Source organism: Streptomyces sp. AM6-12, assembly GCF_044327085.1.
Lineage (GTDB): Bacteria > Actinomycetota > Actinomycetes > Streptomycetales > Streptomycetaceae > Streptomyces.
The window spans coordinates 1-26,619 of record NZ_JBIQWN010000002.1 but is presented as its reverse complement, the minus strand read 5'-3'; the positions used below and the strand labels follow the sequence as shown (position 1 = coordinate 26,619).

At 73.2% G+C, this 26,619-nt stretch carries 21 protein-coding genes and 1 pseudogene; 7 read left to right on the top strand and 15 right to left on the bottom strand.

The features are described from left to right. The first annotated feature begins 258 nt into the window (after window positions 1-258). Both ACE4Q9_RS28525 and ACE4Q9_RS28520 read left to right on the top strand, forming a co-directional pair. Window positions 259-4,356: a beta-galactosidase gene (locus ACE4Q9_RS28525; RefSeq protein ID WP_397987379.1), complete on the top strand. Its 4,098-nt coding sequence runs from the start codon at window positions 259-261 to the stop codon at window positions 4,354-4,356. 28 nt (window positions 4,357-4,384) lie between these two features. Then, entirely contained in the window at window positions 4,385-5,842 is a 1,458-nt protein-coding gene (locus ACE4Q9_RS28520) for an IS630 family transposase (protein WP_397987378.1), read from the top strand. Here the strand turns inward: ACE4Q9_RS28520 and ACE4Q9_RS28515 are convergent. From ACE4Q9_RS28515 to ACE4Q9_RS28490, 6 genes are all read right to left on the bottom strand, one after another. After that, entirely contained in the window at window positions 5,839-6,351 is a 513-nt protein-coding gene (locus tag ACE4Q9_RS28515; protein WP_397987377.1) for an immunity 21 family protein, read from the bottom strand. The genes ACE4Q9_RS28520 and ACE4Q9_RS28515 overlap by 4 nt on opposite strands. 191 nt (window positions 6,352-6,542) lie before the next feature. Then, on the bottom strand, window positions 6,543-9,539 hold the full coding sequence (locus ACE4Q9_RS28510; RefSeq protein WP_397987376.1) for an AAA family ATPase: 2,997 nt from the start codon (window positions 9,537-9,539) through the stop codon (window positions 6,543-6,545). Further along, window positions 9,536-10,699 (bottom strand): exonuclease SbcCD subunit D, encoded by a 1,164-nt coding sequence (locus ACE4Q9_RS28505; protein WP_397987375.1) that lies wholly within the window; start codon window positions 10,697-10,699, stop codon window positions 9,536-9,538. The genes ACE4Q9_RS28510 and ACE4Q9_RS28505 overlap by 4 nt, the downstream gene beginning before the upstream one ends. A gap of 131 nt (window positions 10,700-10,830) precedes the next feature. Next, window positions 10,831-11,457: a YigZ family protein gene (locus tag ACE4Q9_RS28500; protein WP_397987374.1), complete on the bottom strand. Its 627-nt coding sequence runs from the start codon at window positions 11,455-11,457 to the stop codon at window positions 10,831-10,833. A 31-nt stretch (window positions 11,458-11,488) separates the two neighbouring features. After that, window positions 11,489-12,058, bottom strand: coding sequence for a SixA phosphatase family protein (locus ACE4Q9_RS28495; RefSeq protein ID WP_397987373.1), 570 nt, complete (start codon window positions 12,056-12,058; stop codon window positions 11,489-11,491). Next, window positions 12,055-12,786, bottom strand: coding sequence for a hypothetical protein (locus ACE4Q9_RS28490; protein WP_397987372.1), 732 nt, complete (start codon window positions 12,784-12,786; stop codon window positions 12,055-12,057). The genes ACE4Q9_RS28495 and ACE4Q9_RS28490 overlap by 4 nt, the downstream gene beginning before the upstream one ends. Before the next feature lie 139 nt (window positions 12,787-12,925). On the opposite strand from ACE4Q9_RS28490, the gene ACE4Q9_RS28485 reads away from it, so the two are divergent. Both ACE4Q9_RS28485 and ACE4Q9_RS28480 read left to right on the top strand, forming a co-directional pair. Further along, window positions 12,926-13,333 carry a CoA-binding protein gene (locus tag ACE4Q9_RS28485; RefSeq protein WP_397987371.1) on the top strand — a complete coding sequence of 136 codons (408 nt, stop codon included), beginning with the start codon at window positions 12,926-12,928 and terminating at the stop codon, window positions 13,331-13,333. A gap of 201 nt (window positions 13,334-13,534) precedes the next feature. Next, window positions 13,535-15,178, top strand: coding sequence for an APC family permease (locus tag ACE4Q9_RS28480; protein WP_397987370.1), 1,644 nt, complete (start codon window positions 13,535-13,537; stop codon window positions 15,176-15,178). Window positions 15,179-15,248: 70 nt separating this feature from the next. On the opposite strand, the gene ACE4Q9_RS28475 is transcribed toward ACE4Q9_RS28480, so the two are convergent. After that, window positions 15,249-15,806: a YbaK/EbsC family protein gene (locus ACE4Q9_RS28475; RefSeq protein ID WP_397987369.1), complete on the bottom strand. Its 558-nt coding sequence runs from the start codon at window positions 15,804-15,806 to the stop codon at window positions 15,249-15,251. 67 nt (window positions 15,807-15,873) lie between these two features. Further along, on the bottom strand, window positions 15,874-16,446 hold the full coding sequence (locus ACE4Q9_RS28470; RefSeq protein ID WP_397987368.1) for a helix-turn-helix domain-containing protein: 573 nt from the start codon (window positions 16,444-16,446) through the stop codon (window positions 15,874-15,876). A 108-nt stretch (window positions 16,447-16,554) separates the two neighbouring features. On the opposite strand from ACE4Q9_RS28470, the gene ACE4Q9_RS28465 reads away from it, so the two are divergent. Next, on the top strand, window positions 16,555-17,412 hold the full coding sequence (locus tag ACE4Q9_RS28465) for an EamA family transporter (RefSeq protein WP_397987367.1): 858 nt from the start codon (window positions 16,555-16,557) through the stop codon (window positions 17,410-17,412). Between the two features lie 4 nt (window positions 17,413-17,416). On the opposite strand, the gene ACE4Q9_RS28460 is transcribed toward ACE4Q9_RS28465, so the two are convergent. Further along, entirely contained in the window at window positions 17,417-18,181 is a 765-nt protein-coding gene (locus ACE4Q9_RS28460) for an acyltransferase (protein ID WP_397987366.1), read from the bottom strand. Window positions 18,182-18,235: 54 nt separating this feature from the next. On the opposite strand from ACE4Q9_RS28460, the pseudogene ACE4Q9_RS28455 reads away from it, so the two are divergent. Further along, window positions 18,236-18,373: pseudogene (locus tag ACE4Q9_RS28455) on the top strand (gamma carbonic anhydrase family protein); the annotation flags it as partial. 41 nt (window positions 18,374-18,414) lie between these two features. On the opposite strand, the gene ACE4Q9_RS28450 reads toward ACE4Q9_RS28455, so the two are convergent. Next, window positions 18,415-19,059 (bottom strand): DedA family protein, encoded by a 645-nt coding sequence (locus ACE4Q9_RS28450; RefSeq protein WP_397987365.1) that lies wholly within the window; start codon window positions 19,057-19,059, stop codon window positions 18,415-18,417. A gap of 226 nt (window positions 19,060-19,285) precedes the next feature. Here ACE4Q9_RS28450 and ACE4Q9_RS28445 point away from each other — a divergent pair, with 226 nt between their 5' ends. Continuing rightward, window positions 19,286-20,200, top strand: coding sequence for a UPF0104 family protein (locus ACE4Q9_RS28445; protein ID WP_397987364.1), 915 nt, complete (start codon window positions 19,286-19,288; stop codon window positions 20,198-20,200). A gap of 98 nt (window positions 20,201-20,298) precedes the next feature. On the opposite strand, the gene ACE4Q9_RS28440 is transcribed toward ACE4Q9_RS28445, so the two are convergent. The 5 genes from ACE4Q9_RS28440 to ACE4Q9_RS28420 all read right to left on the bottom strand — a co-directional run. Next, window positions 20,299-21,375, bottom strand: a complete 1,077-nt coding sequence (locus tag ACE4Q9_RS28440) for a class I SAM-dependent methyltransferase (protein WP_397987363.1) — start codon at window positions 21,373-21,375, stop codon at window positions 20,299-20,301. Beyond that, window positions 21,372-22,553, bottom strand: a complete 1,182-nt coding sequence (locus ACE4Q9_RS28435) for a glycosyltransferase (protein WP_397987362.1) — start codon at window positions 22,551-22,553, stop codon at window positions 21,372-21,374. The genes ACE4Q9_RS28440 and ACE4Q9_RS28435 overlap by 4 nt, the downstream gene beginning before the upstream one ends. Beyond that, on the bottom strand, window positions 22,550-23,353 hold the full coding sequence (locus ACE4Q9_RS28430) for an alpha/beta fold hydrolase (protein WP_397987361.1): 804 nt from the start codon (window positions 23,351-23,353) through the stop codon (window positions 22,550-22,552). Before ACE4Q9_RS28430 ends, ACE4Q9_RS28435 begins: the two co-directional genes overlap by 4 nt. Window positions 23,354-23,356: 3 nt before the next feature. Next, window positions 23,357-23,674 (bottom strand): acyl carrier protein, encoded by a 318-nt coding sequence (locus ACE4Q9_RS28425; protein ID WP_397987360.1) that lies wholly within the window; start codon window positions 23,672-23,674, stop codon window positions 23,357-23,359. Next, window positions 23,671-26,619 (bottom strand): 4'-phosphopantetheinyl transferase superfamily protein (locus ACE4Q9_RS28420; protein WP_397987359.1); only part of this gene is annotated, 2,949 nt, incomplete at its 5' end. The genes ACE4Q9_RS28420 and ACE4Q9_RS28425, both read right to left, overlap by 4 nt.

Below are 26,619 nucleotides of genomic sequence, written 5' to 3'. Positions count from 1 at the left end.
CCCGGGCCGCCCCTTCCGGAGCCGACCGCACCAGGCGGCGCCGACTCGGCCGACCTCTCGTAACGGACTTGAGCAGTCGTGTCGGGTTGTGGTGGAAACACCGCCCAGGTGCCCGAAAAGGTCGCCCGCCGTGTGACATCCGTTGCGTTCCGCACAGCCGAGTGCCACACTGCCGAACGCGAAGCCACCCAATCAAACATATGGCAACAGACCTCAACACCGTTTGTGGTCAGGCCGGTTGCCGCAATGGAGGTGGGGATGATCCGGAGACTCCTCGCAGTGTGCGCAGCCGTCGTGCTGACGGTCGGGCTGGCCCTCGGTACCGGTTCTGCCGCGAGCGCGGCGCCGCCGGCCGCGGCGGCCAGGAGCGCCGCGGCCGGGAATGTGCGCACGGCGCACTCGGTCACCTATGACGGCTATTCGTTCATGATCGACGGCAAGCGGACCTATCTGTGGTCCGGGGAGTTCCACTACTTCCGGCTGCCGAGCCAGGACCTGTGGCGGGATGTACTGGAGAAGATGAAGGCGGCCGGCTTCAACTCCGTCTCGCTCTACTTCGACTGGGGCTACCACTCGCCGGCTCCGGGCGTCTACGACTTCACGGGCATCCGTGACGTGGACAAACTCCTCGACATGGCCGACGAGTTGGGCCTGTACGTGATCGCACGGCCCGGCCCGTACATCAATGCCGAGGTGGACGGCGGCGGCTTCCCCGGCTGGCTGTCGGCGAAACCCGGCAGCACCCGCACCAGCGATCCCGACTACCTGAAGTACTCCGACGAGTGGCAGACCCGGATCGACCGGATCATCGCCCGGCACCAACTCACCAACGGCACCGGGTCCGTGATCCAGTACCAGGTGGAGAACGAGTACTACAACGGCAGCGCCGCCGGCCGGACGTACATGAAGCACCTGGAGGACAAGGCCACCGCCGACGGCATCACCGTGCCGCTGGTCGGCAACGACAACGGCACGTTCAACGCCGGGGACGCCGCCCTGGACGTCGACGGCGCCGACTCCTACCCGCAGGGCTTCAACTGCTCCGATCCCAGCCGGTGGAGCGGCGTGCCCGACATCTCCTACGACCACCCGCCGAAGAAGCCGCTGATCGCACCGGAGTTCCAGGGCGGCGCCTTCGACCCGTGGGGCGGCCCCGGCTACGACAAGTGCGCCCAGCTCATCAACGACAAGTTCGCCGACGTCTTCTACAAGCACAACATCGCGGTCGGCGCGACCGAGCAGAACTTCTACATGACCTACGGCGGCACCAACTGGGGCTGGCTGGGCATGCCGCAGAACTACACCTCGTACGACTACGGGGCGGCCATCCGCGAGAACCGGCAGCTGGATCCCAAGTACTCCACGGACAAGCTGATCGGGTACTTCACACAGGCGCTCACCCCGCTGACCAAGACCGACCCGCTGGCCCCGGCGCCCACCGACAACGCGAAGATCGTGGACACCGCCCGCGGCAACCCGGACACCGGCACCCAGTTCCATGTGCTGCGCCACTCCGACTCCACGTCGAACGACAAGGACTCCACGCACCTCACCCTCGACCTCGGCGCGCGCTCCCGCTACACCTACGACGACCGCGACAAAGCGCTCACCTACCAGGGCAGTTGGTCGCACGTCGGTGCGGAGCAGTCGTACACCGGTGGCGACTACCAGCACACCGAATCCTTCTCCGACACCGCGGGCGACAGCGCGAGCGTCGACTTCACCGGAACCGGCGTGAAGTTCATCAGCAACCTCGCCGCCAACCACGGCAAGGCCGACGTCTACCTGGACGGCACCAAGGTCAAGACCGTCGACCTGTACGGGGCGACGGGCCGGAGCCAGTACGTCGCCTACCAGGTGAGCGGGCTCACGTCCGGCCCGCACACGCTGAAGATCGTCGTCGCCGGGAACGGGTTCGTGCCCGTCGACGCCATCGACGTCCGCACCGGCACCACGCCCACCGCCCCCGTCTACACCGTCCCGCAGAAGCCGGGCACCGCCCTCACCCTCGACGGCCGGGCCTCGAAGACCATCGTCGCGGACTACGACCTCGGCGGGAACAAGCTCCAGTACTCCACCTCCGAGATCATGACCGACGCGCTCATCGGCGACCGCGAGGTCGCCGTGCTCTACGGTGACAAAGGCTCTGACGGCGAGACGGTGCTCAACTACCGCACCCGGCCCGAGGTCACCTCGGCCGGCGGCACGGTGGGATCGACCTGGGACCCGGCGACGGGCGACCTGCGGCTCGACTACCGGCACACCGGGCTCACGCGGGTCCGGATCAGCGGCGGCGGCCACCCGCTGCTCCTGCTGCTCGCCGACACCGGCACGGCCAAGACGTTCTGGCGGCAGGACACCTCCAGCGGGCCAGTGCTGGTGCGCGGCACCCACCTGGTGCGCGGCGCCTCCACGCACGGGGACCGGCTCGACCTGACCGGTGACACCGGCGACGACGGAGCCGTCGAGGTGTTCAGCGACGCCACCTCGATCACCTGGAACGGCACCCCGATCGCCACCCGGCCGACCGGCACCGGCAGCCGGGCGGGCACCCTGCCGACCGCCGAGCCCGTCACCCTGCCCGCGCTGACGAACTGGAAGCACACCGAGGAGTCACCCGAGGCGCGGCCCGGATTCGACGACTCCACCTGGCAGGTCGCCGACAAGACCACCACCCACAGCATCACCACTCCGGGTTCGAACGGCCCGGTACTGTTCGCCGACGACTACGGTTTCCACACCGGAAGCACCTGGTACCGGGGCCGCTTCACCGGCACCGGCAAGGAGACCGGCATCACCCTTTCCACGCAGAGCGGCGGGGGTACGGCGGCCTCCTCGGTCTGGCTCAACGGCGTCTTCCTGGGCAGTTCCACCAAGGACGGCCAGCAGACCTACACCTTCCCCGAAGGGGTGGTGAAGAACGGCGCGGACAACGTCGTGTCGGTGCTGACGGTCGACATGGGCCACGAGGAGGACTACACCCCGCACAGCGGCAACAAGGCCGCACGGGGCCTGACCGGCGCCACCCTGCTGGGTACCGCCTTCAACAGCCTCACCTGGCGGCTCCAGGGAGTGCGCGGCGGGGAGAGCCCGGTCGACCCGGTGCGCGGTCCGCTGGCCACGGGCGGGCTGTACGGGGAGCGGGCCGGCTACATGCTGCCGGGCTACCCCACGGCCGTCTGGAAGCCCGTCACCCTGCCCGCCACCGACCCCACTCCGGGCGTCTCCTGGTACACCACCGACGTCTCCCTCCAACTGCCCGAGGGCCAGGACACCTCCGTGGGCGTGCGGCTCGACGACAACCCCTCCCGCAAGTACCGCGCCGAGATCTACGTCAACGGCTGGGACATGGGCAACTACGTCAACTACCTCGGTCCGCAGCGCAGTTTCCCCGTACCGAACGGGGTGCTGAACCCGCACGGCCGTAACAAGATCGCCATCGCGGTCTGGAACCTCGACGGCAGCACCGGCGGCCTGGGCAAGGTCAGCCTGGTGAACTACGGCAGTTACGCCTCCTCGCTGAAGGTCGCGCAGAACGACGGCCCCGGCTACGACAAGAGGCGTTACGCCATGCCGAAGGCTCCGCCGGCGACGGTCGCCCTGCACGTGCCCGGCGTGATCGGCGGGGGCCAGAAGTTCACCGCGACCGCCACCGTCGGCGTGCCGGCGGGCAAGCCCACCGCGCGGGACGTGACGGCCCGACTCGACCTGCCGGACGGCTGGAAGGCGAGCGGCACCTCCACACCACCGGTCGTGCGCAGCGTCCACGGTGGCTCCTCGGCCACCCTCAGCTGGGAGGTCACCGCCCCGGCGACCGTGCCGAGGACGAGCGCCCTGCGCGTCGTCACCCACCAGACGCAGGGCGGCAGCCGCACCACGGCGTCCGACGAACGCACACCGGGTGCCGTACCGCGAGCGCCGACCGGCACCCGGCAGGTCAGCGATCTGGAGTTCCTGTCGGCGAGCAACGGCTGGGGACCCGTCGAACGCGACCAGAGCGTCGGCGGCACCGCGAGCGGCGACGGCACTCCGCTGAAACTCGGCGGCACCGTCTACGCCAAGGGCCTGGGCACCAACTCGCCCAGTGACGTGGCCGTCTATCTCGGCGGGAAGTGCAGCAGGTTCACCGCCACGGCCGGCGTCGACAACGGCGATCCCGGCACCGTCACCTTCAGCGTCGGGCTGGACGGCAAGGTGCTGACCACCACCCCGGTCCTCAAGGGCGACTCGGCCCCGGTCGCCATCGACGTCCCGGTGACCGGCGGCCAGGTCCTCGACCTGTCGGTCGGCGACGCCGGTGACGGCAATGGAAACGATCACGGCGACTGGGCAGGAGCGAAGCTGACATGCGACTGAGCCACCGATCCCCGAGGAACCGCACGGTATGGGCCGCGGTCGCGGCCACCGCCGCCGTGCTGCTGGCCCCCGCGACCGCGTCGGCCGCGCACGAGGCGACCCTCACCCCGACCACCACGCTCGGGACCCCACAGGTGGTGCCCGTCCCCGACAACCCGGTCCGGTGGTACGCGAACGACTCGACCTTCCCCTACCTGCCCAACGCGCAGGGAACGGCGAACCTCACGTTCTGGGTCGACGGCGACGACTACCGCAGCACCGGGCGGAGCCTGGACACCATGGGCCCGATCAGTCCCACCACGCCCGTGCTGACGGCCGGCCCCCGCGGGACGTTCGACGGCAACGGCGCATGGCTGTCGTCGGCGCAGCGGGACCCGCACGACCCCAAGGGCACGATCTACGGCTTCTACCACGCCGAGCACCACGTGTTCGCGGACGGCGGCTACGGCGAGTGGAACTCCACCGGCCTCGCGACGTCCACCGACGACGGTGTCACCTGGACCAAGCGGGGGCGGATCATCGGCACGCCCCAGCCCGAAACAACACCGCGGTGGCCGCACGGCTGGACACCGATCGCGCGACCGTACGCCGGTGGCGGACCAGATTTCTCCGATGCCGGCTTGACGGGCTGTCCGACGAGCCACGTCCCGGTGTGCCCCGCACCATCACCGACGCCCAGGTGGAAGAGGTGGTGGTGCGCACTCTCGAAGAGGTGCCCGAGGGTGCCACCCACTGGTCGAAGCGGGAGCTGGCGAAGCGAGTGGGGATCTCTCCGACGAGTGTGCTGCGGATCTGGCGGGCGTTCGGGCTGCAGCCTTGGCGAACGGAGAACTTCAAGATCTCCCCGGACCCGCTGCTGATCGACAAGATCCGCGACGTGGTCGGGCTGTATCTCGCCCCGCCGGCGAACGCGGCAGTTTTCGCGGTGGACGAGAAGCCGCAGATCCAGGCTCTTGAGCGGACCGCCCCGGTGCTGCCCATGGCGCCCGGCACCCCTGAACGGCGCAGCTTCGACTATGTCCGGCACGGCACCGTGGACCTGTTCGCCGCCCTGAACACCGCCACCGGCAAGGTGATCGGGAAGCTGTCGGCGACGCATCGGGCGGTGGACTTCCGCGACTTTCTCGATGACATCGACCGCCAGAGCGATCCCCGCCTGGCGGTCCACGAGATCTGCGACAACCTCTGCGCCCACAAGGCGCCGGTGGTGCAGAAGTGGCTTCTGGCCCATCCTCGGTTCGAGCTGCACTTCACCCCCACCTACTCGTCCTGGATCAACCAGGTCGAGCGGTGGTTCGCCGAATTGCAGCGGCGGTGTCTGGAGCGCGGCGTGTTCTGCTCACTCGACGAGCTGAAGACCGCGCTCGATGACTGGATCAAAACCTGGAACGAGCAGGCCCGGCCCTTCAGATGGACCAAGTCCGCGGACCAGATCATCGACCGGATCTGCCGCTACTGCGACAGGATCTCCAGACCAGCTCACTAGGCGAGCCTGCCCAGCCGGACCAGTCCCACCCAGGTTTCCGGGCCCGGCTGGGTGTAGGCGGCGCGCACGGTGTACGAGCCCGCGGCGAGCGGCACCCGCAGGTGCTCCTGCCGGTCCGCCTCGGCGCCCGGCCAGGCGGAGTCGAACAGGACCACGGGGCCCGGCACTTCCCAGCGCAGCTCGTGCTCCCACACCGCCGTCTCCAGCGCGGCGGGGACCCGGGCCAGCAGGTCGCGCTCGGAGTCCGCGGCGGACCAGCGGACGAAGGTGGTGTGCTCCGGCAGGTAGGAGGTGGCGGCCGGTTCGTCGCCGAGGACGAGGGCCGCGCTGTCGCCGACCGGGAGCAGCCCGGCGTAGCCGGGGACCTCACAGGCCCGGTCGTAGTCCGTGTCCAGCTCCTCGCTGTCGGCGCCCGCCCAGAACGGCAGGACCACCTCCGGAACGGCGATCAGGGGGCCGCCGCCCGACTCCACCCACTCCAGCACTCCGCGATCTTCAAACCGAGCCATGGGCGAAGAACCTACACGCCCGCACGACAACCGCCGAACTAGCCCCAGACGGGCGGTGGTTGGGCGAGGCGATCAGGCCGCACCCAGCACCGCGGAGGCTTTGACGATCGCCGCGGGCAGTGTGTGCACGGACGCGCCGTCGAGTTCGAGCAGTTCGCGCGCGAAGGCTTGAATGTGTGGCGCCGCCCCGCTCAGACTCCCCGCGTCCGCAGCGTCGAACCCGTCCGGCCCTTGAGGACCTCCAGTTGGGCGTGGACGCGGCGGCGCAGGTCGGGGACGTGGCTGACGATGCCGACGCTGCGGTCGCGTTCGCGCAGGCCGTCGAGGACGTCGAGGACCTCGTCCAGGGTCTGGTCGTCCAGGCTGCCGAAGCCCTCGTCGATGAAGAGGGTGTCCAGGCGCACCCCGCCGGCCTCGTCGGTGACGACATCGGCGAGGCCGAGGGCGAGCGCGAGGGAGGCGAAGAAGGTCTCGCCGCCGGACAGGGTGGCGGTGTCCCGCTCGCGCCCGGTCCAGGCGTCCACGACATGCAGCCCGAGCCCGCTGCGACCTCGCCCGCTGCGGTCGTCCGAGTGCACGAGGGTGTAACGCCCGGAGGACATCCGCTGGAGCCGGGCGGTCGCGGCGGCGGCGACCTGTTCCAGGCGGGCGGCGAGCACGTACGACTCCAGGCGCATCTTGCGCTCGTTGTCGGCGGAGGTGCCCGCGGTGAGGGCGGCCAGCCGGGCGATGCCGTCGTACTCCTCGCGCAGCGGGGCCAGTTGGCGCACGGCCGCGGTCGCGCGGGCGGAGAGGCGGTCCAGTTCGGCGCAGCAGCGGGCGGCGGCGTCGCGGGCGGAGGCGGCCGTCCGCAGCCGGTGCTCGGCCGCGGCGGCGGCCCGCTCGGCGTCGGCCGGTTCGGCGGGCGGGCGCCGGGCCGCGGCCGCGGTGTCGGGCTCGGCCAGTACGGCGCGTACGGCGGCCTCCTCCGACTGCCGGGCGTCCAGCCGGTGCTGGAGTTCGCGGTGGGCCGCATCGGTGAGCAGGGCGTCGGCCGCCTCCTGGGGCGTTGCGAAACCGGCCCGGTAGGCGGCGTCCGCGAGCCGGGCGTCGGCGGTCTTGAGGCGCTGTGCGGCGTCCTCGGCGGCGCGTACCGCGTCGGCGGCCTCGGTGAGCAGGACCGCCCGCCGCTCCAGCTGGGCGGCGCGCGCGGCCACGCTGTCGGCGGTGCCGCGCGCCTGCGCCAACCCGGCTTGCAGTTGGTCCTGTTCGCGCTCCAGTGCCTCGCGCCGGGTGAGGCGCGAGGCGGCCCGGACGCCGCCCTGCTGCCGGTCGCCGAGGCGCCGTTCGCGCTCCTGCTCGGCGCGCCGCAGCTCCTCGCGGGCGGCGTGCAGGGCGGAGGCGGCGCGGTGGGCGCTGGCGTACTCCTGCTCCAACTCCGCTGCTTCCACTTCGAGTTGCGCGGCGGGTGTCTCGCCGGCCTCGGCGACGGCGACGGCCAGGGCCTTGCCGACCTCGCCCGCCCGCCGCTCCTCGTCGGCGTGCTGCCGGTCGGCCTCCCGGGAGGCGGCGTGGGCGCGTTCCTCGGCCGCGCGGTCCACGTGTCCGGCGTCTTTGCGGGCGGGCGCGGGGTGTTCGGTGGCGCCGCAGACCGCGCAGGGCGCGCCGTCGGTGAGGTGGGCAGCGAGTTCGGCGGCGATGCCGTCGAGGCGCTGCTCCTTCAGGTCGAGCCAGTGGGCGCGGGCGTCCAGGGCCCGCTGCGCGGCCTCCCGGGCACGTCGCCGGGCCGTCTCCAGGTCGCCGGTGAGGGTGTCGCGGGTGCGGGCCGCGGCCAGGCGGCGCCGCATCGGCTCGCGGCGGACGGCGAGTTGTTCGGCGCGGGTGGCTGCTTCCTGGGCGGTGTCGATGCGCGCCTGGAGCGCCGCACGCATGTCCTCCCAGCCCTCCAGCCAGGCCTCGGCCTCGCGCAGCGCGTCCTCGTCGGCGCGTTCCTGCCGGTCCAGCGCGGCGCGCTCCACGGCCAGTTCGGCGAGGCGTCGCTCGGCGCGCCGGGCGGCGTCGAGGCCGCCCAGCTCCTCGGCGGCGCGGCGCGCGGCGGCGGCGAGTCCGCCCGCGTCGGCGCCGGCGAGGGACGGGGGCAGCGGACCGCGGGCGCGGGCCTCCGCGGCGGTGGCCGCGCGGTGTTCCCGCTCGGCCTCCTCGCGCAGCTCCAGCGCGGGCGCGACCGCCTCGGCCTTGCGGGAGCGGTCCATGCGCTCCTGGTCGGCATGGTGCTCGGCGGCCCGCTCCCGGAGGCGTTCGGCTCGTCGCCGCGCCTCGGCGAACCGGTTCTGGAGGCGGGCGAGTTCGCGGATGCCGTCCAGGGTGCGGCGGGCCGCGGTGTGGGCGGACTCGGCGGCGGTGAGGCGGCTCTCGGCGCCGGCGAGGCGTTCCCTGGCGGTGCTGCGGGCGACGGCGGCGGCGCCGAGCACGGCCTCGGCCAGGCCGGGCTCGCCCGGCGCCAGCTCGGGCAGTTCCATGGCGTCGCCGGCCTCCTGCTGCATGCGGTGCGCGTCGGCGAGCAGGGCCGCGTCGCCCTCGCGCACCCGTGCCTCGGCGGCGCGGCGGCGTTCGGCGAGCCGCTTCTCCACGTCGGCGAAGCGCTGGGTGTCGAAGAGGCGGCCCAGCAGCCGCCCGCGCGCCTCGGCGTCGGCGCGCAGGAAGCGGGCGAAGTCCCCCTGGGGCAACAGCACGACCTGGCAGAACTGCTCGCGGCTCATGCCGAGCAGCTGCTCGAACTCGGCACCGATCTCCTGATGCGAGCGGCTGAGGTCCTTCCAGGCGCCCGCCGTGGCGTCGTACTCGCGCAGCCAGGTCTGGGCCTTGTCGACGGTGGTGCCCTTGCCGCGCAGCTTGGGCCGCTCCCAGGGCGGCTGCCGGGTGACCTCCAACCGGCGCCCGGCGACGGTGAGTTCGAGGCGGACCTCGGTACGGGTGCGGGGGTCGGCGTGGTCGCTGCGCAGGTTCATGCCCTGGCCCGCGGCGCTCTGGCGGGCGCCGGGGACGGAGCCGTACAGCGCGTAGCAGACGGCGTCCAGGACGGAGGTCTTGCCCGCGCCGGTGGGGCCGTGCAGCAGAAAGAGCCCGGCGGCGGACAGGGCGTCGAAGTCGATGCTCTGGGCGTTGCCGAAGGGCCCGAAGGCGGTGATGTCGAGCCGGTGCAGCCTCACTTGGCCACCTCCCGGACGGCGGCGTCGGCGCGGACGGCGTCGAACGCCTCGCGCAGCACGGCCGCCTCCCGCTCGTCGGGCCCGGCGCCCCGGACGTGGGCGACGAAGTCCTGGGCGATCTGCTGGTCGCTGCGGCCCGCGAGGCGCCGGGCGTAGGAGTGCCGGGGGTCGTCGGGAGCGCGTTCGGGGGCGAAGACCAGGCTCAGGGTGTGCGGGAAGCGCTCGGTGAGCCTGGCCATCGGCTCGGGCGGGCGGACGGCGTCGGTGAGGGTGGCCTCGACCCAGGCGTCGGCGTGGCGCTCCAGGTCCGGGTCGGCGAGCAGCTCCTCCAGGGTGCCGCGGACGCGGGCCAGCGGGCGGGGCACCGGGCAGTCGATGCGTTCGGCGGTGACGGCGCCGTCGGCGGCGAGGTCGATCAGCCACATGCTCTTGCGGTGGTCGGCCTCGGAGAAGGAGTAGGCGAGCGGGGAGCCGGAGTAGCGGACCCGCTCGGTGAGGGTCTGGCAGCCGTGTAGATGACCGAGGGCGACATAGTCGGCGCCGTCGAAGATCCCGGCCGGTACGGCGGCGACCCCGCCGACGGTGATGTCGCGCTCGCTGTCGCTGGCCCGGCCGCCGGTGACGAAGGCGTGCGCGAGGACGACGCTGCGGGTGCCGGCGGGGCGGGTCGCGAGGTCGGCGCGGACCCGGTCCATGGCGGCGGCGAGGACGGCCTCGTGTCCGGCCTTCGCGACCCCGAACTCGTCCTTCACCAGGGCGGGTTCCAGGTACGGCAGCCCGTAGAAGGCGACCTCGCCGTGGGCGTCGGCGAGCAGCACCGGGGTGGCGACGGCGGACGGCTCGGTGCGCAGGTGGATGCCGGCGCGGTCGATGAGTCCGGCGCCGACGCCGAGGCGGCGGGCCGAGTCGTGGTTGCCCGAGATCATCACCGTGGGCACGCCCAGCTCGGCGAGGCGGTGCAGGGCGTCGTCGAACAGCTCGACGGCGGCCAGCGGGGGCACCGCCCGGTCGTACACGTCTCCCGACACGACCACCGCGTCCACCTCGCGCTCGCGCACGGTGGCCACGAGGTGTCCGATGAACGCGGCCTGGGCCCCGAGCATGCTCACCCGGTGGAAGGCCCGGCCGAGATGCCAGTCGGACGTGTGCAGGAGTCTCATGGCTCCCGAGAGTATCGGCCGGGTGTGACAACGCGGCCGGCCTCTGCCGTACCACCCGTCATACCCGGCGCACCATAAGGGCGTTACGCCCCTTTTGTCCGTCCCGTCCGGTGCCCCCGAGCACCCGCCCCTCAGGCATCCCCGTACGCCTCGCCGCCCAGCTCGAAGGCGGCCGCGCCCGCCGTCGCGTCGGCGAGCCACCCCCGGAAGGCCTCCACGTCGGCGTCCGGCAGGCCGATCTCCAGGGCAACGGCCTCGCCGTAGCGGACGTCGCGGACCTCGCGGCCGGTGGCGCGCAGTTCGTTCTGGAGCTTTCCCGCGCGCTGGTGGTCGACGGTGACCGTGGCCAGCCGGAAGCGGCGCCGGGTGCGGGTGCCGAGGGTGTCCAGGGCCTCGCCCACGGCGCCGCCGTAGGCGCGGATGAGCCCGCCGGCGCCGAGCTTGACACCGCCGTAGTAGCGGGTGACGACGGCGACGACGTACCGCATGTCGCGGCGCAGCAGCATCTGGAGCATGGGGACGCCGGCCGTGCCGCCCGGTTCGCCGTCGTCGCTGGCCTTCTGCACGGAGGCGTCGGCGCCGATGACGTACGCCCAGCAGTTGTGGGTGGCGTCGGCGTGTTCCTTGCGGACGGCCGCGATGAAGTCCTGCGCCTCCTGCTCGGTGGCGGCCGGGGCGAGGGCGCACAGGAAGCGGGAACGGTTGATCTCGGTCTCGTGCACGCCCGCGTGGGCCACTGTGCGGTACTCGTCCTGCATCCCGCCAGCCTATGCGCAGGCGCCGCCAGCCCTATGCGCAGGCGCCGGGCCCACCCCGGGCGTGGGTCCTGCCGCGGGGCACCGTGAACCAGGTCAGCAGGGCGGCGCCCGGTGCGAGGGCGGCCCAGCCGGCGCCGTGCCAGGCGAGGACGGCGAGCGCGGAGGTGGGGAACTTGGCGCGGACCCGCTCCAGGCTGTCGTCCAGGCCGTCCCCGGCCAGCGCCAGGACGAGGTCCTCCAGGCCCGGATTGTGCCCGACGACGAGCAGCGTCTTCACCTCGGGCGGACTCTCGCGTACGACCTCCAGCAGGGCCGGTACGCCGGCCTCGTACAGGCGGGGTTCGTAGCGCACCCGCGGCGGGGTGCCCCATTCGCCGGAGGCGAGCTGCCAGGTCTGGCGGGCGCGTACGGCGGTGGAGCACAGGGCGAGGTCGGGCAGCAGGTCGGCCCCGGCGAGGGCACGCCCGGCGGCGGGGGCGTCGCGCAGGCCGCGCGGCGCCAGCGGCCTGCGGTGGTCGGGCACGCCCTGGGGCCAGGCCGACTTGGCGTGTCTGAGCACGACGAGCCGGCGCAGCGGACCGGTGCCCGCGCGGTCGCTCACCCGAGGGTCCCGAGGTCGCGGGTGAGTTCGAGGGCGAGCAGCCGGTCGGCGTAGGCGAACGTCTCGAACCGGGCGCCGTCGGCCACCGCGGGATCGGCCGCGGCCTGCACCAGCGCCTCCAGCACGCCCGGCATGTCCAGGTCGTCCTCCCACGCCTCGGTGAGCCGCTCGCGCACCGCCTCCGGCACGGGCCGCGAGGGCCGGCGCGCCCATCCGGCCACGTCCCGCCGCCATCCGGCCAGCCGCTCGGCGGCCCGGCTCAGGGCGGCCTCGTCCAGCGTGACGGTCTCCCCGTGGGGGACGGAGAGCAGGGCGAGGCGCAGGGCGGTCGGGTCGGTGAGCAGGTCCGACAGCGGGGCCCCCGGCTCGCCCGCCCACACCACCGGCGCCACGGCCACCACCGGCCCCTCCGCGGCGGCCGGGTCCACCTCCCCCGCCGTCACCCGCACGACGCCCGCCTCGGCGAGCCCCGGCCCGTGCGCCTCCTCGAAGGGGCGGACGGCGAGGGCGTCGGCGGCGGTGCGCAGTTCCGGTGCCTGGCCGGGGGCGGTCGGCCAGGCCTGGAGCCCGTTCAGTTCGAGGGCGCGGGCAAGGAGGTCGGCGGTCAGCAGCACCCGCAGGGACGTGAGATCGGGACCGGGGGCACGGGCCTCGACGCGGGTCAGGCCGCGGCGGGCGGGCGTGGCGGCGACGGACTCGCCGGTTCGGGCGTCGAGGATGCGCAGCACGGGCCGAGCGTAGGCGCGCGCGGGCCCGTGCGCTGGCACCGCGCGCCGATTCCGGTCACCGTGGAGGGGTAGGGGGACGGGAATCAGCGCTTTCGGAGGCCGGTTGACGGCATCGGAAATCACCACACAGGAGGCGGACGTGTACGACGAAGAGGCGGCGATTCGCAGGATTCTGACCGAACGGGGCGATACCTGGGCGGTGGTCGGTCTGTCCGGCAATTCCGCCCGGCCCGCGTACGGCGTGGCCCAGGTGCTCCAGCGGTACGGCAAGCGGATCGTGCCGGTGCACCCGAAGGCGGAGACGGTGCACGGCGAGCAGGGCTACGCCTCCCTCGCGGACATCCCCTTCGACGTCGACGTGGTGGACGTCTTCGTCAACAGTGCGCTGGCGGGCGTGGTGGCCGACGAGGCGGTGGCGAAGGGTGCGAAGGCGGTCTGGTTCCAGCTCGGCGTCGTCGACGAAGCAGCTTGCGATCGCACCCGTGCGGCCGGTCTGGACATGGTCATGGACCGCTGTCCGGCGATCGAAATTCCACGCCTGCCCTAGTGTCAGAACTTCTTCATCACAATTCAGTGGTGAATATTGACATTCGGCTGTAGCCTCTGAGCTGTGAAAACCCTGTCCCCAAGGCGGACAAGATCCTGGGTCAAGTTTTGGTAAGCAGTCTTTTGCCGACGAGGAAACCGTTCCTAGCCTGTGGCCTCCCTCCCCGTTAAAACTGCGTTTACGATCTGAGAGGCCACTTGCATGACGAAAGTCGATCAGGCTGCACCGGTAGCCACGAGTGAGTCCGGGGGTCTGCGCCGCGACGTCGGACTCATCGGCCTGATGTGGGCCTCCGTGGGGTCCATCATCGGCTCCGGCTGGCTCTACGGCGCCGAGCAGGCCGTCGTCGTGGCCGGCCCCGCGGCGATCATCTCGTGGGTGATCGGCACGGTGGCCATCGTCCTGCTGGCGCTCGTGCACGCCGAGCTGGGCGGCATGTTCCCGGTGGCGGGCGGTACGGCGCGCTACCCGCACTACGCCTTCGGCGGCCTGGCCGGCATGTCCTTCGGCTGGTTCTCCTGGCTCCAGGCGGCCACCGTCGCCCCCATCGAGGTCGAGGCGATGATCGGTTACGCCGGTCACTGGAAGTTCGCGCAGGGGCTGGAGAACGCCGACCAGACGCTGACCACCAGCGGAATCGTTACTGCAGTCGTGCTCATGGCCGTCTTCGTGGGCGTCAACTTCTTCGGCGTCCGCGCCCTGGCGCACACCAACAGCGCCGCCACCTGGTGGAAGATCGCGATCCCGCTCGCCGCGATCTTCATCATCGCCGTCGGCAACTTCCACGTCGCCAACTTCACCTCGGAGGGCTTCGCCCCGTTCGGCGTCAAGGGCATGCTGGGCGCGATCAGCTCCAGCGGCATCATCTTCGCGCTGCTCGGCTTCGAGCAGGCGATCCAGCTGGCCGGTGAGAGCCGCAACCCGAAGCGTGACCTGCCTCGCGCCACGCTCGGCTCGGTCGCCATCGGCGCCGGCATCTACATCCTGCTCCAGATCGTGTTCGTCGCCGCGCTGCCGCACGCCTCCTTCGCGCACGGCTGGGGGAAGCTGGCATACGCCGGCATCAGCGGCCCCTGGGCGGGCCTCGCGACCCTGGTCGGCCTCGGCTGGCTGGGCTGGGTGCTCTACGTCGACGCGATCATCTCCCCCGGTGGCACCGGCCTGATCTACACCACCGCCACCTCCCGCGTCTCCTACGGGCTGGCCAAGAACGGCTACGCCCCGAAGGCGCTCACCAAGACCGACAAGCGCGGCGTGCCGTGGATCGGCCTGATCGTCACCTTCGTCACCGGCATCCTCTGCTTCCTGCCGTTCCCGAGCTGGCACAGGCTGGTCAGCTTCATCACCTCGGCGAGCGTGCTCATGTACGCCGGTGCCCCGCTGGCCTACGGCGTGTTCGCCGACCGCCTGCCGCACTTCGAGCGCCCCTACCGGCTGCCCTTCGGCAAGATCATCTCGCCCGTGTCCTTCGTTGTCGCCAACCTGATCATCTATTGGAGCGGCTGGGACACGCTGTGGCGGCTGGCCTTCGCCATCCTGCTCGGCTACGTGCTGATGGGCTCCTACGCCCTGTGGGCCAACCACAAGGGCCGGCCCGACGCCCCCCGGATGGACTTCAAGGCCGCGCAGTGGCTGCCGGTTTACTTGCTGGGCATCGGCCTGATCTCCTGGCAGGGCAGCTTCGGCGTGGGCAGCCAGGGCCACATCAAGCTGTACTGGGACATCCTGGTCATCACGGTCTTCTCTCTCGGCATCTACTACTGGGCCAAGGCCGCCGCCTCCAGCACGGAGGCGATCGAGCGCAGCATCGACGAGGTCGTCGTGACGGACGCGCCGGCGCACTGAGCCGGAGCCCGTCCTGGTGCCCCGTCGGCCGTCCGCGGCTGACGGGGCACCGTCGCGTCGGGGTTCTGGGTCAGGCCACACCCAGCCCCTCCAGTACCACCGCCCCCGGCAGCTCCGCGAAGACCTTGCCCGGTACCAGCAGTTTGCCGCGTCGGCGGCCGCTGCCGACCAGGACGTAGGGCAGGTCCACGACGGCAGAGTCCACCAGCAGGGGCCAGTCGGCGGGCAGTCCGATCGGGGTGATGCCGCCGTACTCCATCCCGGTCAGCCCCGTCGCCGTGTCCATCGGGGCGAACGACGCCTTGCGGGCGCCCAGTCGGCGGCGGACCGTGCCGTTGACGTCGGCTCGGGTGGTGGACAGCACCAGGCACGCGGCGAGCGTGGTCTCGCCGGCCCGCTTGGCGGCGACCACCACGCAGTTCGCCGACCGCTCGGGCAGATCGCTGCCGTAGTGCTGCACGAAGACGGCGGTGTCCGCCCACTCCGGGTCGGTGTCTACGTACAGGACGCGGTCGGCGGGCATCCCGGCGGTCCAGTTCCGCACCGCCCACGCCACCGGCTCGGTCAGCTCGGCCAGGCAGTCGGTCACCGGGGTCGCGGTCTCGAAGTCTCCGATGGGTGCGCGCATGGCCGCACGCTAACAAGGCGCGGCGGGACGGCGCAGGGGCATCTCAGTGCACGGGCGGGCGCGGAGATCACTGCACGGGCGGCACCGAGACGGCCATCATCATCTCCATCGGGACCTCGCCGCGGTTGGCGTAGACATGCGGGACACCGGCCTCGAAGGTGGCGCTGGCGCCGGTCGGCACGAGGTGGTCCTCGCCGTCGACCGTGAGGGTCAGCTCACCCGCCGTGACATGGACCAGTTCCACCGTGCCGGGCGGGTGCGGCTCCGCCGGGCTCTCGTCGCCGGGCATCAGCCTCCAGTCCCACATCTCCAGCGGGCCGGGCGCCTCGGTGCCCGCGAGCAGCCGGTTGTAGCTGCCGGCGGCGGTGCGCCACAGCCGCACCGCCCGTTCGGCGGGGACGATGCGGACGCGGGGCCCGCGCTCGTAGTCGAGCAGGGTGGTGACGCTGACGCCGAGCGCGTCGCCGATCTTGACGATGGTGCCGATGCTCGGGTTGGTGCGGGCCTGCTCGATCTGGATCAGCATGCCGCGGCTGACCCCCGCGCGGGCGGCGAGCACGTCCAGGGTGAAACCGCGCACCGAACGCCAGTGCCTGACGTTGCGCGCCAGGGACTGGGTGAGCAATTCGAGGTCCGACACGTTCCGTCCGATATCCGAGATGGTTCACTTCCTTGGATGACGCGGTCCAGTTGACTGAACTACGGTGGAGCGCACCCGTTCGTCCAACAAACTGTACTGCGAGGTATCGTGACGGCGTTCTTCGCCCTGACCACCAGCCTGCTGTGGGGGCTGGCCGACTTCGGCGGCGGGCTGCTGACACGAAGGACGCCGGCGCTCACCGTGGTCGTCGTCTCGCAGGCCATCGCGGCGGCCGTACTCGGCGCGATCGTCACCGCCACGGGCGCCTGGGGCGCGGCCGGGCCCCGGCTGTGGTTCGCGTTCGCGGCGGGCCTGGTCGGTCCGATCGCCCTGCTCGCCTTCTACAAGGCCCTGGCACTCGGCCCGATGGGCGTCGTCTCGCCGCTCGCCACGCTGAGCGTCGTCGTACCGGTCGGCGTGGGCCTGATCCTCGGCGAGCGTCCGGGGCTGCTCCAGTTCGCGGGCATCGCGGTCGCCGTCGGCGGTGTCGTCCTCGCGGGCGGACCCCAGCTGCGCGGCGCGCCGGTGGAGCGGCGCACGGTCCTGCTGACGCTGGTCGCGGCGCTCGGCTTCGGCACGGTGTTCGCCCTGATCGCCGAGGCGTCCACCACGGTCACCGGCCTGTGCCTCGCGTTGTTCGTACAGCGGCTGACCAATGTCGCGGTGGGCGGAGCGGTGCTCGCCGTCTCCCTGCGGCGCGGCGGCACCGCCCTGCCACAGGGCGGCTTCCCCTACCGCTCGCTGCCCGCGCTGGCCTTCGTGGGTCTCGCCGATGTGGCGGCCAACGGCACCTACGCCATCGCCGCCCAGCACGGCCCGGTCACCGTGGCCGCCGTCCTCGCCTCGCTCTACCCGGTGGTGACCGCGCTGGCCGCCCGCGGCTTCCTCAGCGAGCGGCTGCGCGCCGTCCAGGCGGCGGGCGCGGGCCTCGCCCTGCTGGGCACGGTGCTGCTGGCCACCGGCTGAGGGCTCAGCCCTCGGTCTCCAGCTCGGCGAGCCGGGCCACCGCGGACTCGTCGAGACCGGCCAGCGCCCGCAGCTGCGCCGGGGTCGCCCCGTCCGGGACCGGCATCGGGGCGGGGGTCCGCAGCGGCGGCTGCCAGCCGTCCTCGGGCGTCCAGCGCCGTACGACCCTGGCGGGAGCGCCGGCCACCACGGCGTGGTCGGGCACCGTGCCGCGCACCACGGCACCGGCGGCGACCACGACGTTCCGGCCGATCCGCGCGCCCGGCAGGATCACCGCGCCGGTGCCGATCCAGCAGCCGGGGCCGATCTCCACGGGCTCCATGCGGGGCCACTGCCGGCCGATGGGCTCGTGCGGGTCGTCGTAGGAGTGGTTGGTGGAGGTGACGTAGACGTACGGCCCGAAGTAGCAGTCGCGGCCGATGGTCACCGTGGTGTCCGCGATGACGTGGCTGCCGCGGCCGAGCACCACGCCGTCGCCGATGCGCAGGATCGGGTCCGGGCCGAGGTCCAGGTCGGGCATCAGACCGGCGGTCAGGGTGACCTGTTCGGCGATGATGCAGTGGGAGCCGAGGCGGATCCAGGGTTCGCCGAAGACCGTGCCGAGCGGGAAGGCGAGCCGGGTGGCCTCGCCGATGGCGCCGAAGCGGAGGCATCCGGGATGCTCCGCCGTGACGGAGCCGGCCCGCTGGGCCCAGGCCCAGGCCGCGTGGACGGCACGCTGGGCCAGGCCATGGCGCCAGGATGAGAACGTGTTCTTGCGCTTCGGCACGGGGTCACGTTACTCACGGGTTGCGTCCGGCGAGAGGCCGGACCGCTGTGATCTTTGCCCCACCCTCTGTCCTGCGGCGGCAAGGAGCCGCGGGTCGACGCGGAGGCGTTCGCGGCGCCGACGGCCTCGGTGATCGGCGACGTGACGCTGGGCGCGGGGGCGAGTGTCTGGTACGGCGCGGTCGTGCACGGGCCGCGGTCGGGGACGACTGCCTGATCGGGATGGGGGCGCTGTCACTCGCCGGCGTTGACAGGTTCCCGCTCGGACAGTTCCTGCTGGGTCCGCTTGGTCTTGCGCCTGACGATCAGCATCGTGGCGAGACCGATGACGACGGCGGCGGCCAGGCCCACGTAGGAGAACTTCTTCAGCCAGCCCTCGGCGACGACGCCCACGTAGTACACGGCGGCGGTGGTGCCGCCGGCCCAGCAGACGCCGCCGAGGATGTTGGCGATCAGGAACTTCCAGTAGGGCATGTGCAGGACGCCGGCGAGGGGGCCCGCGAAGATGCGCAGGAGGGCGATGAAGCGGCCGAAGAAGACGGCCCACATGCCCCACTTCTGGAAGGAGCGCTCGGCGGTCGCCACATGGGCCTCGCCGAAGTGCCTCGGGAACTTCCCGCCCAGCCAGGCCAGCAGCGGCCGGCCGCCCTTGCGGCCGATGGCGTAGCCGATGGAGTCGCCGATCACCGCGCCCGCGGTGGCGCACGCGCCGAGGATCAGCGGGTTGATGTGGGAGTGCTGGGAGGACATCAGCGCCGCCGACACGAGGACGATCTCGCCGGGCAGCGGGATGCCGAGGCTCTCGACGCCGATCACCAGGGCCACCACGGCGTAGACGGCTACCGCCGGGACCGAGTCGAGCCATTCCTGGACGTGCACCGCGGGATCCTCCCCTGCCGCTGACCTTGGCGGGCAGCGCTGTGTAAAGCGCTCCCCAAGAAAGGCTACCCGGTCGGCGGTGACCGGCCGCGCGGCGTACGGCACCGGTCCGCCCCCGAGCGTTGGGTTCTCGGACATCCCGGTGTCATCCGGCGCGGGAAGGCTCCCCCCGGTCTGGACCGCACCGCCCGCCCGCCGGGCCCCGCCGCGGAAGGACGACGTCCCCGTGTCCGTACCGTCTCCTCTCGTCACCGCTCCTGTACCCGAGGCTCCGGCCCGGATCGCCGCCCCCTCGATCTCCGGCCGGACCCTGCGCCTCGCCCTGTGTCTGGCCCCGCTGCTGATCGCGCTGTGCTGGGCCGTCGCGAACCGGCCCGTGGTGTACGAGGGGGTACCGCGGCTCGTCGCGGCCGATCCCGGCTGGCTGCTGGCCGGGGTCGGCTGTACGTGCCTGACCTGGGTGGCGGCCTCCTGTGTACGGCAGGGCGCGCTGCCCGACCGGCTGCCGGCGGGGCTCCTGCTGGCCTCGCAGTTCGCCGCGGGTGCCGCGAACCACGCGCTGCCCGGCGGGCTCGGCGCGCATGCCGTGACCGTGCGCTTCCTGCGGGCGCGCGGGGTGCCGCTGGACCGGGCCACCGCGTCGATCGGCCTGTACTCGCTGGTCAAAGGCGTGTCGAAGACCCTGGTGCTGCTGGTGTTCCTGGCCCTCTCGCCGGCCTTGCGGCGCCTGGCCGCTCTGGTGCCGGACGGCACGGAGCTGGTGCCGGTGGCGGCGGTCGCGTGCGGGGTGGTCGCCGGGGCGGGGGTGCTGCTGACGGTCGTACGGCCGTTGCGGCGGCCGGTGACCGCCCTGGTGCGCACCGCGCTCGCCGATGTCCGGGTGGTGCACGCGCGGCCCTGCCGGGCGCTGGCGCTGTGGGGCGGGGCGGTGGCGATGCCGCTGGTGCAGCGGGCGCGCTCGGCTGCGTCGGGGCCGCGCTCGGGCTCGGACTGTCCTGGGCGGAGGTGGCGCTGGCGTTCCTGGCGGCCGGCACGGCGGTGGGCGCGGCCCCGGTGCCCGGCGGGGTGGCGGTGGACGCGGCGCTGGTGTGGACGCTGGTCGCCTTCGGCGCGGAGCCCGCCCCCGCCACGGCGACCGTGATCGGCTACCGGGTGGTGACGGACTGGCTGCCGCTGCTGCCGGGCGCGCTGGTGCTGTCGGCGCTGATCCGGTCCAAGGTGCTGTGAGCCGGGGCGCGTTCACTCCCGGCGGGCCACCAGGCGGTAGGCGTTGGCGAGGTGGAGTCGGTGGGCGAGCGGGCGGATGGCGAGGCGGTCGAGGAGGGTGGCGGTGAGCAGGGCGGGCACCCCGGCGAGCAGGAGCGTGGTGCGCAGGGCGCGGCGCGCCGCGCCGGGGGGCTCGGGCAGCCAGGGGGCGTCCTCTCGGGGCGCAGTGTGGTCCAGGGCCAGCCAGACGGCGGCGAGCAGATCGACCGGGTCGTGCGGCTCGGCGTGCTGCTCGGCGAGTACGGTGAAGCCGAGTTCGGTGAGCCGGCGGCGCAGATTGCCGACCGGGACGAAGTGCAGGTGCTGCGGCTGGAGCCAGGGCAGCCACCAGCGGCCGAGGAGGCGGGCGTAGCGGCTGTCCGGGTCGGGGACCTCGATGAGGAGGTGGCCGCCGGGGCGTACGGCCTGGTGGGCGGCGCGCAGTTCGCGGTCGGGGTCGGTGCTGTGCTCCAGGTAGTGGAACATGCTCACCACGTCGTAGCGGGCGGTGAGTTCGGGGGCGAGGTCGGGGAAGGCGCCGCGGTGGGCGCGGTCGATCCGACCCTCGCGGGCGGCGAGTTCGACGCCGTCGGTGAAGTCCAGCCCCTCGAAGGAGGTGCCGGGCAGCACGCTGCGGGCGCTCGCGCAGAAGTGGCCGTGTCCGGTGCCGACGTCCAGCCAGGTCTTCGGCGCGGGGTCGTACGGCAGCATGGCGCGGGCGCGGCCCTCGTACATGGCGGTGCGCCCGCCGAAGGTGCCGCTCATCCGCTGCTCGCCGAGTCCGTCGTAGAAGTCCCGGTAGTAGAACTCCAGCCCGGCTTCGGTGAGTTGGGGGTTCTGGAAGATGTGCCCGCAGCCGGCGCAGCGGTCCAGGGTGAAGCGGCCGGGCTTGTGCTGGAGCAGGTCGGTGGTGCGCAGCCGGTTGTCCAGCCGGTCCGAGCCGCACCAGGGACAGGTGGTGCGGCGGGCGCCGAGGAAGCGGGCGGCGCCGGAGGCGAGGTCGGCTCGGTAGGCAGGGCGCAGGGCGGCGACGCGTTCGGCCTTCGCCCGCTTGTCGCTGGGGTCGCTCATCGGCTCTCCGTTGCGAGTCGTTCCAGGTGGTCGGCCGCGGCGGGGGCGCCGCCGGCCGCGCGGAAGGCGGTGCGGACGCGGGCGGCGGCGGCCCGGTGGGCGGGGTCGTGCAGCACGGTGTCGAGGGCGCTGCCCAGCCGGTCCGCGGTGACCCGGCCGAACTTGACCCGGAGCCCGGCCCCCGCGTCCACGACCTGCGCGGCGATCACCGGCTGGTCGTCCCGGATGGGGGCGACGACGAGCGGGACGCCGTGCCACAGCGCCTCGCACACGGTGTTGTGGCCCGAGTGACAGATCACCGCGTCCATCCGTTCCAGCAGGGCGAGTTGGGGCACGGAGGGCAGGATCAGCACGTCCTTGCCGCCGTCCTCGGCGGGCAGCACGCCGCCCGGATCGACCAGCACCGCCTGCACCCGGTCGGCGCGGTCGCGCAGCGCCTCCCGGCAGGCGGCGAGGAAGCGGCCTCCGGCGTCGGCGTTGGCGGTGCCGAGGGTGACCAGGACCTCCGCGCGGCCGGGAGTCAGCCACTCCCAGGGGAAGCCGGGGCGGTGCGGGCGGCCGGCGAGGGAGGGGCCGACATAGTGGATGTGCGGCCCCGAGGGGGCTTGGGGGCCGACGAGTCCGGGGCTGCTGAAGATCAGCAGGAGGTGGGGCGAGGCGCGCGGGTCGGCGGTGCCCGAGGGATCGCCGAGGCGGTCGCGCAGCTCGGCCAGCCGCCGCCGCAGCCATTCGGCGACCTTGGGCAACCCGTCGTAGGCGCCGCTGAATTCGGCCGAGGTGGTCGCGGAGGTGGCCCAGGGCAGACCCAGCCGCTCGGCCACCAGGGCCCCGGCGAAGGCCTGTTGGTCGGCGACCACCACGTCCGGGCGGAACTCCTCGACGGCCGCGCGCACTCCGGGCGCCATCGCCTCGGCGAGCGGCAGCAGGTACCGCTCCCACAGGAACTTCAGCGCCTCCGCGCCGCGCAGGTCCGGAGGCCGTACGACGCCGTCGGCGCCCGGCACCGGGCCCGCGCAGCCGAACACCGGGGCGCCGGGGCCCGCGAGCCGGTGCACCAGGCCCGGATCGGCGCAGGCCCAGGCCACCCGGTGGCCGCGCGCGGCGAGCCGGTCGGCGACCCCGGCGGCCGGGTTGATGTGGCCGGTCAGCGGCGGTACGACGAAGAGGAAACCGCTCACCGCACGGCACCCGCGCCGGCCCGGATCAGGTCCAGGATGTGCCCGCCGACCACGCCGGGCGCCTCCACCAGCACCGAGTGCTCGTGGCCCGGCAGCACCACCGGGCGGAAGTCCGGCAGCCGGGCCTCGTGCAGCGGGATCAGGTCCGCGAGGTCGGAGTCGCCGCCGTACACCCCGAGGACCGGGCAGCGTACGGCGGCGATCTCGGCGTCGGTGTGCACCCGGCTGGCGGGGATGTCCCGGCCGAGGCTGGTCTCCCGCGCGAGCCGGGCGGCGCCCTTGGCGAGGCGCGCGGTGTTGTGGCCGCGGTGGGCGGTGATCCAGGCGATCGCGTCCCGCTCGTTGTGCGCGAGCTGGGTGACCACGCGGTGCAGGATGCCGCCGAGTTTGCTCGCCCAGGCTGGGGTGGCGGGTTCGGACTCCACGAGGGTGAGGGTGGCGACGCGCTCGGGGTCACGCGCCGCGTAGCCGAACGCGACGGTCCCGCCGTAGGAGTTGCCGACGAGATGCACGGGACCGGTGATGCCGAGGCGGTCGAGGAGAGCGGTGAGGTCGTCGATGTTGTGGTCCAACGTGTAACCCTCGCGCGGGCGTTCGCTGCGGCCGTGGCCGCGCAGGTCGTACATGACCACGTCCAGCCCGGCCGCGGCGAATGCGGGGGCGACGGTGAAGTAGTAGCTGGCCAGGCTGTCCGTGAGCAGCCCGTGCACCAGTACGACCGTGCCGTGCGGGGTGCCGCCCCCCGCGGGGGCCATGCGCTGGACGTGCAGCCGGATGCCGTTGGCGTCGACCATCGCCATGGCTCAGTCCGCCTGCGCGGTGCGCAGGCTCCACACCACGTACTCCACGAGCCTGCCGACGGTCAGCTCGATGATCTCGTCGAACTCCATCCCGGCCAGGAACTCGGCGAGGTTGACCCGCCCGCCGTACCGCTCCTCCATGAGCCCGGCCAGGGTGACCAGGTCGATGCTCTCCAGTTCCAGATCGCGGTTGAAGGTGGTGGACATGCCGATGACCGTGTCGTCGTCGCCGTACTCGGCCAGGACCTCGCGGAGCATGCCGGTGATGTCGGCGAGGACGGCCTCGGGGGCCGGCTGGGTGGGGATGAGCGGGGGATTCATCGGGGGGTCTCCTCGGCTGCGGGATCGTGGAATGCGGCGGCTTCGGGGGTGGGCCGGGTACTGACCGCGGTGGGTTCGGTGGTGGGCCCGGTGGTCCAGGCCACGACGTACGCGCGGGGCGCCAGCGTGAGCGGGTTGGCCGCATGGGCGCAGTGGACGGGGTAGGCGGGAGCGAGCCGGCCGGCGACGAGCAGCCGGCTGCCGTCGGGGGTGGCCTCCAGGACCCTGAAGTCCCGTGGCCGGCCGCCGAATCCGGTGCCCTCGGCCTTGGCGACGGCTTCCTTGGCGGCCCAGAACCGGGTGAACCACTCGGCCTCCGGGCCCGACTGCGCCCGAAGCAGCCGGAGTTCGTCCGGTCCGAGCGCGGTGGCGAGGGTGGCGGGCTCGCGTTCGGCGACCTCCTCGATGTCGATGCCGATGCCGGAGCTGGAGCCGGAGCCGGAGCCGCTGTGCGGGTCGCGCGGTCGTACGATCGCGACGCCCGCCTCGGCCCGGTGGGCGAGGGAGACGTCCAGCGGGGGCAGGGTCCGGCCGTGCACACCGGTGACGCGGGGGCGGCCGGCCGCGTCGTTGTGGACCCGGATCTCGGCCGGGAAGACGGGCCCCTCGCCCTGCTCCCACAGCCAGCGCCGTACCGCGTCCTTGACCGCGATCCGGCCCAGCAGCCACTGGCGGCGCCCGCGGGGCGGATGGGCGGCGTACTGCGAACGCTCGGCGCTGCCCAGCGAGTTGCGCATGATCAGCTCGCGGGAGGCGAGGTCGGGCCAGCGCTCGTGCAGCAGCGTCCAGCCGCCGGGCTGCGGCGCGGAGAGGGTGTGGCGCTCGGGGAAGCGTTCGACGGGGCGGGTCGTGGGGTCGTTGTCGAAGCGGCGGTCCTGCCAGCCGTCGAGCACGGCCCACACCCGGCCGCCGGCGGTGAGCTGCGCGTCGGCTTCGAGGAGGGTGTCGGTGAGGGAAGTGATCCGCACCAGGCAGTCGATCCGCGTGCCGGGTCCCGGTTGCGGCCCGTGGAACGTCATCCGCCGCATCCGCACGGGGAAGACGACGGTCCGCTCGGTACGGGTCGCCATGATCCAGTAGCCGAGCAACTGGCCCACGTTGTCCAGCAGGGCGCCGGGGGCGGCAGGCGCGGTGATCACCCCGCGGACGTGCCGCTCGCCGATCGCGGACAGTTCGGTCAGGCCCTGGAAGCCCGGGCCGTGGAACATCCAGCGCTCGCGGTAGAGCTGCGCGGCGGTGTGCTCGGGGCGGCGCTCGGGGGCGTCCGGGCGGGGCCCCGGCGGGGGCGGTGCCGGGTGGTGGGCGGCGAGTTCGATCACGGCGCGGGCGGTGGGGCCGAAGGCGACGGCGAGGCGGTGCGGGCGTCCGGTGACCGGGGTGACCGTGATCGGCACGTCCACGGCGGGTACGGCGGTCAGCCACCGGTCGAACCTTGCCTCGTGCACCGCCACCGCCCGCATTCCGGGCGCGGCCGCCTCCGCCGCGTCCATCATGTGCCGCACGATCGTGGTCGCGGGTACGACCGGCCAGCGGTCCTCGATATCGGGCCAGTCGGGACGTTGGGGGAAGAAGCAGTGGTCGAGGAGGTGGGGCATGGAGTGGGGGGAGATGTGGAGGGTGGTGGTCGTGGGGGGTGAGGTGGGTGGCACGGGGGTTTCGGGTGTGGGGCGGGTGGGGGTGCGCGTCGCGGCTGTCGGTGCGGGGTGGGTGGGGGTGCGCGTCGTAGCTGCGGGTGCGGGGCGGCCAGGGGCGCCCGTCGCGGCTGCGGGTGCGGGTGTCGTCGCGCGGGGCGTGCGCTGGTGCGTGGCCGGGGTACGGCGGGGTACGGCCGGAGTACGACCCCCCGCCGCCGCCATCACCTCGGCCGCCGTGTCCGCGGTGTCCCACAACAGGGCGGACAGTTCGGCGGCGACCGGGAAGCGGGCGGCGAGCGTGTCGAGGGCGGGTGAGATCGGGGGCGCGAGACCGTCGAGGGCGGCCGCCCGGCCAGCCAGGGTGGGGTCGGCGGGACGTGTCGCGGGGGGCCGCAGCTCCGCGCGCAGCTCTGCCAGTACGCCGCCGTCGAGCGACACCAGCGCGCCGCCGAGGTCGAGCCGGACCGGCGGCCGGTCGGCGCCCGCGGGGTTCACCAGGATCGCGGGCGCCGCCGTGGCCCTCCCCGTCGCGGCGGCCGCCCTCAGGGCCGGTGCCACCGCCGCCCCCGCCGCCCACAAGGCCGTTGCCACTCGCCGGAGTTGGGGTACGCCGTCGTGGTGCGGCGAGCACGCGGGGACCGCGAGGTGGTCACGGTCCCCGAGGGTGTCGTCGATCAGCGAGGTGAGGCGGCCGGGGCCGGGCTGGACGAAGACGCGGTGTCCGGCGGCATAGAGGGCCTCGGTCAGTTCGCGGAAGCGGACGGGTTCGAGCAGGTGCCGCACGAACAGCGCGCGCACGGCCGACTCGGCCGCCGGGAACGGCCGCGCGATCGTGCCGGACCACACCGGGACGCCCGGCGGGTGCAGCCGGAAGCGGTCGGCGGCATCCTGGATGGGGGCGAGGTACGGTTCGAGCATCGGGGTGTGGAAGCCGGAGCGGAAGGGCAGCACCTGGCAGATCACGCCCTGCGCGCGGAAGGACCGTACGAGGTCCTCGACCGCCGAGTCCGGCCCGCAGACCATCGACTGGCGGGGCGCGTTGTCGTGGGAGAGCACGATCCCGGAGCCCGCCCAGGCGTCGGCGAGCGCCGTGCCCACCTGTGCGGCGGAGGTGCCGATCGCGGCGAAGGCGAGGCCGGGGACGGTCAGCGCGTCCGGGTCGAACTCCGCCATGAAGGCGTCGACTTGGTCCGGGGAGTAGATTCCGGCCGCCGCCATGGCCGTCCACTCGCCGACGCTGTGCCCGGCGACCGCGTCCGGTACGACGCCCATCGCGCGCAGCGCCCGGTCCAGCAGCCGGCCCACGCCGAC

Excerpts from the sequence above, each read along its gene's own strand:
- ACE4Q9_RS28525 (WP_397987379.1), top strand. The coding sequence starts at position 259 with ATGATCCGGAGACTCCTCGCAGTGTGCGCAGCCGTCGTGCTGACGGTC.
- ACE4Q9_RS28520 (WP_397987378.1), top strand. The coding sequence starts at position 4,385 with ATGGGCCGCGGTCGCGGCCACCGCCGCCGTGCTGCTGGCCCCCGCGAC.
- ACE4Q9_RS28515 (WP_397987377.1), bottom strand. The coding sequence starts at position 6,351 with ATGGCTCGGTTTGAAGATCGCGGAGTGCTGGAGTGGGTGGAGTCGGGC.
- ACE4Q9_RS28505 (WP_397987375.1), bottom strand. The coding sequence starts at position 10,699 with ATGAGACTCCTGCACACGTCCGACTGGCATCTCGGCCGGGCCTTCCAC.
- ACE4Q9_RS28500 (WP_397987374.1), bottom strand. The coding sequence starts at position 11,457 with ATGCAGGACGAGTACCGCACAGTGGCCCACGCGGGCGTGCACGAGACC.
- ACE4Q9_RS28480 (WP_397987370.1), top strand. The coding sequence starts at position 13,535 with ATGACGAAAGTCGATCAGGCTGCACCGGTAGCCACGAGTGAGTCCGGG.
- ACE4Q9_RS28475 (WP_397987369.1), bottom strand. The coding sequence starts at position 15,806 with ATGCGCGCACCCATCGGAGACTTCGAGACCGCGACCCCGGTGACCGAC.
- ACE4Q9_RS28440 (WP_397987363.1), bottom strand. The coding sequence starts at position 21,375 with ATGAGCGACCCCAGCGACAAGCGGGCGAAGGCCGAACGCGTCGCCGCC.
- ACE4Q9_RS28430 (WP_397987361.1), bottom strand. The coding sequence starts at position 23,353 with ATGGCGATGGTCGACGCCAACGGCATCCGGCTGCACGTCCAGCGCATG.
- ACE4Q9_RS28425 (WP_397987360.1), bottom strand. The coding sequence starts at position 23,674 with ATGAATCCCCCGCTCATCCCCACCCAGCCGGCCCCCGAGGCCGTCCTC.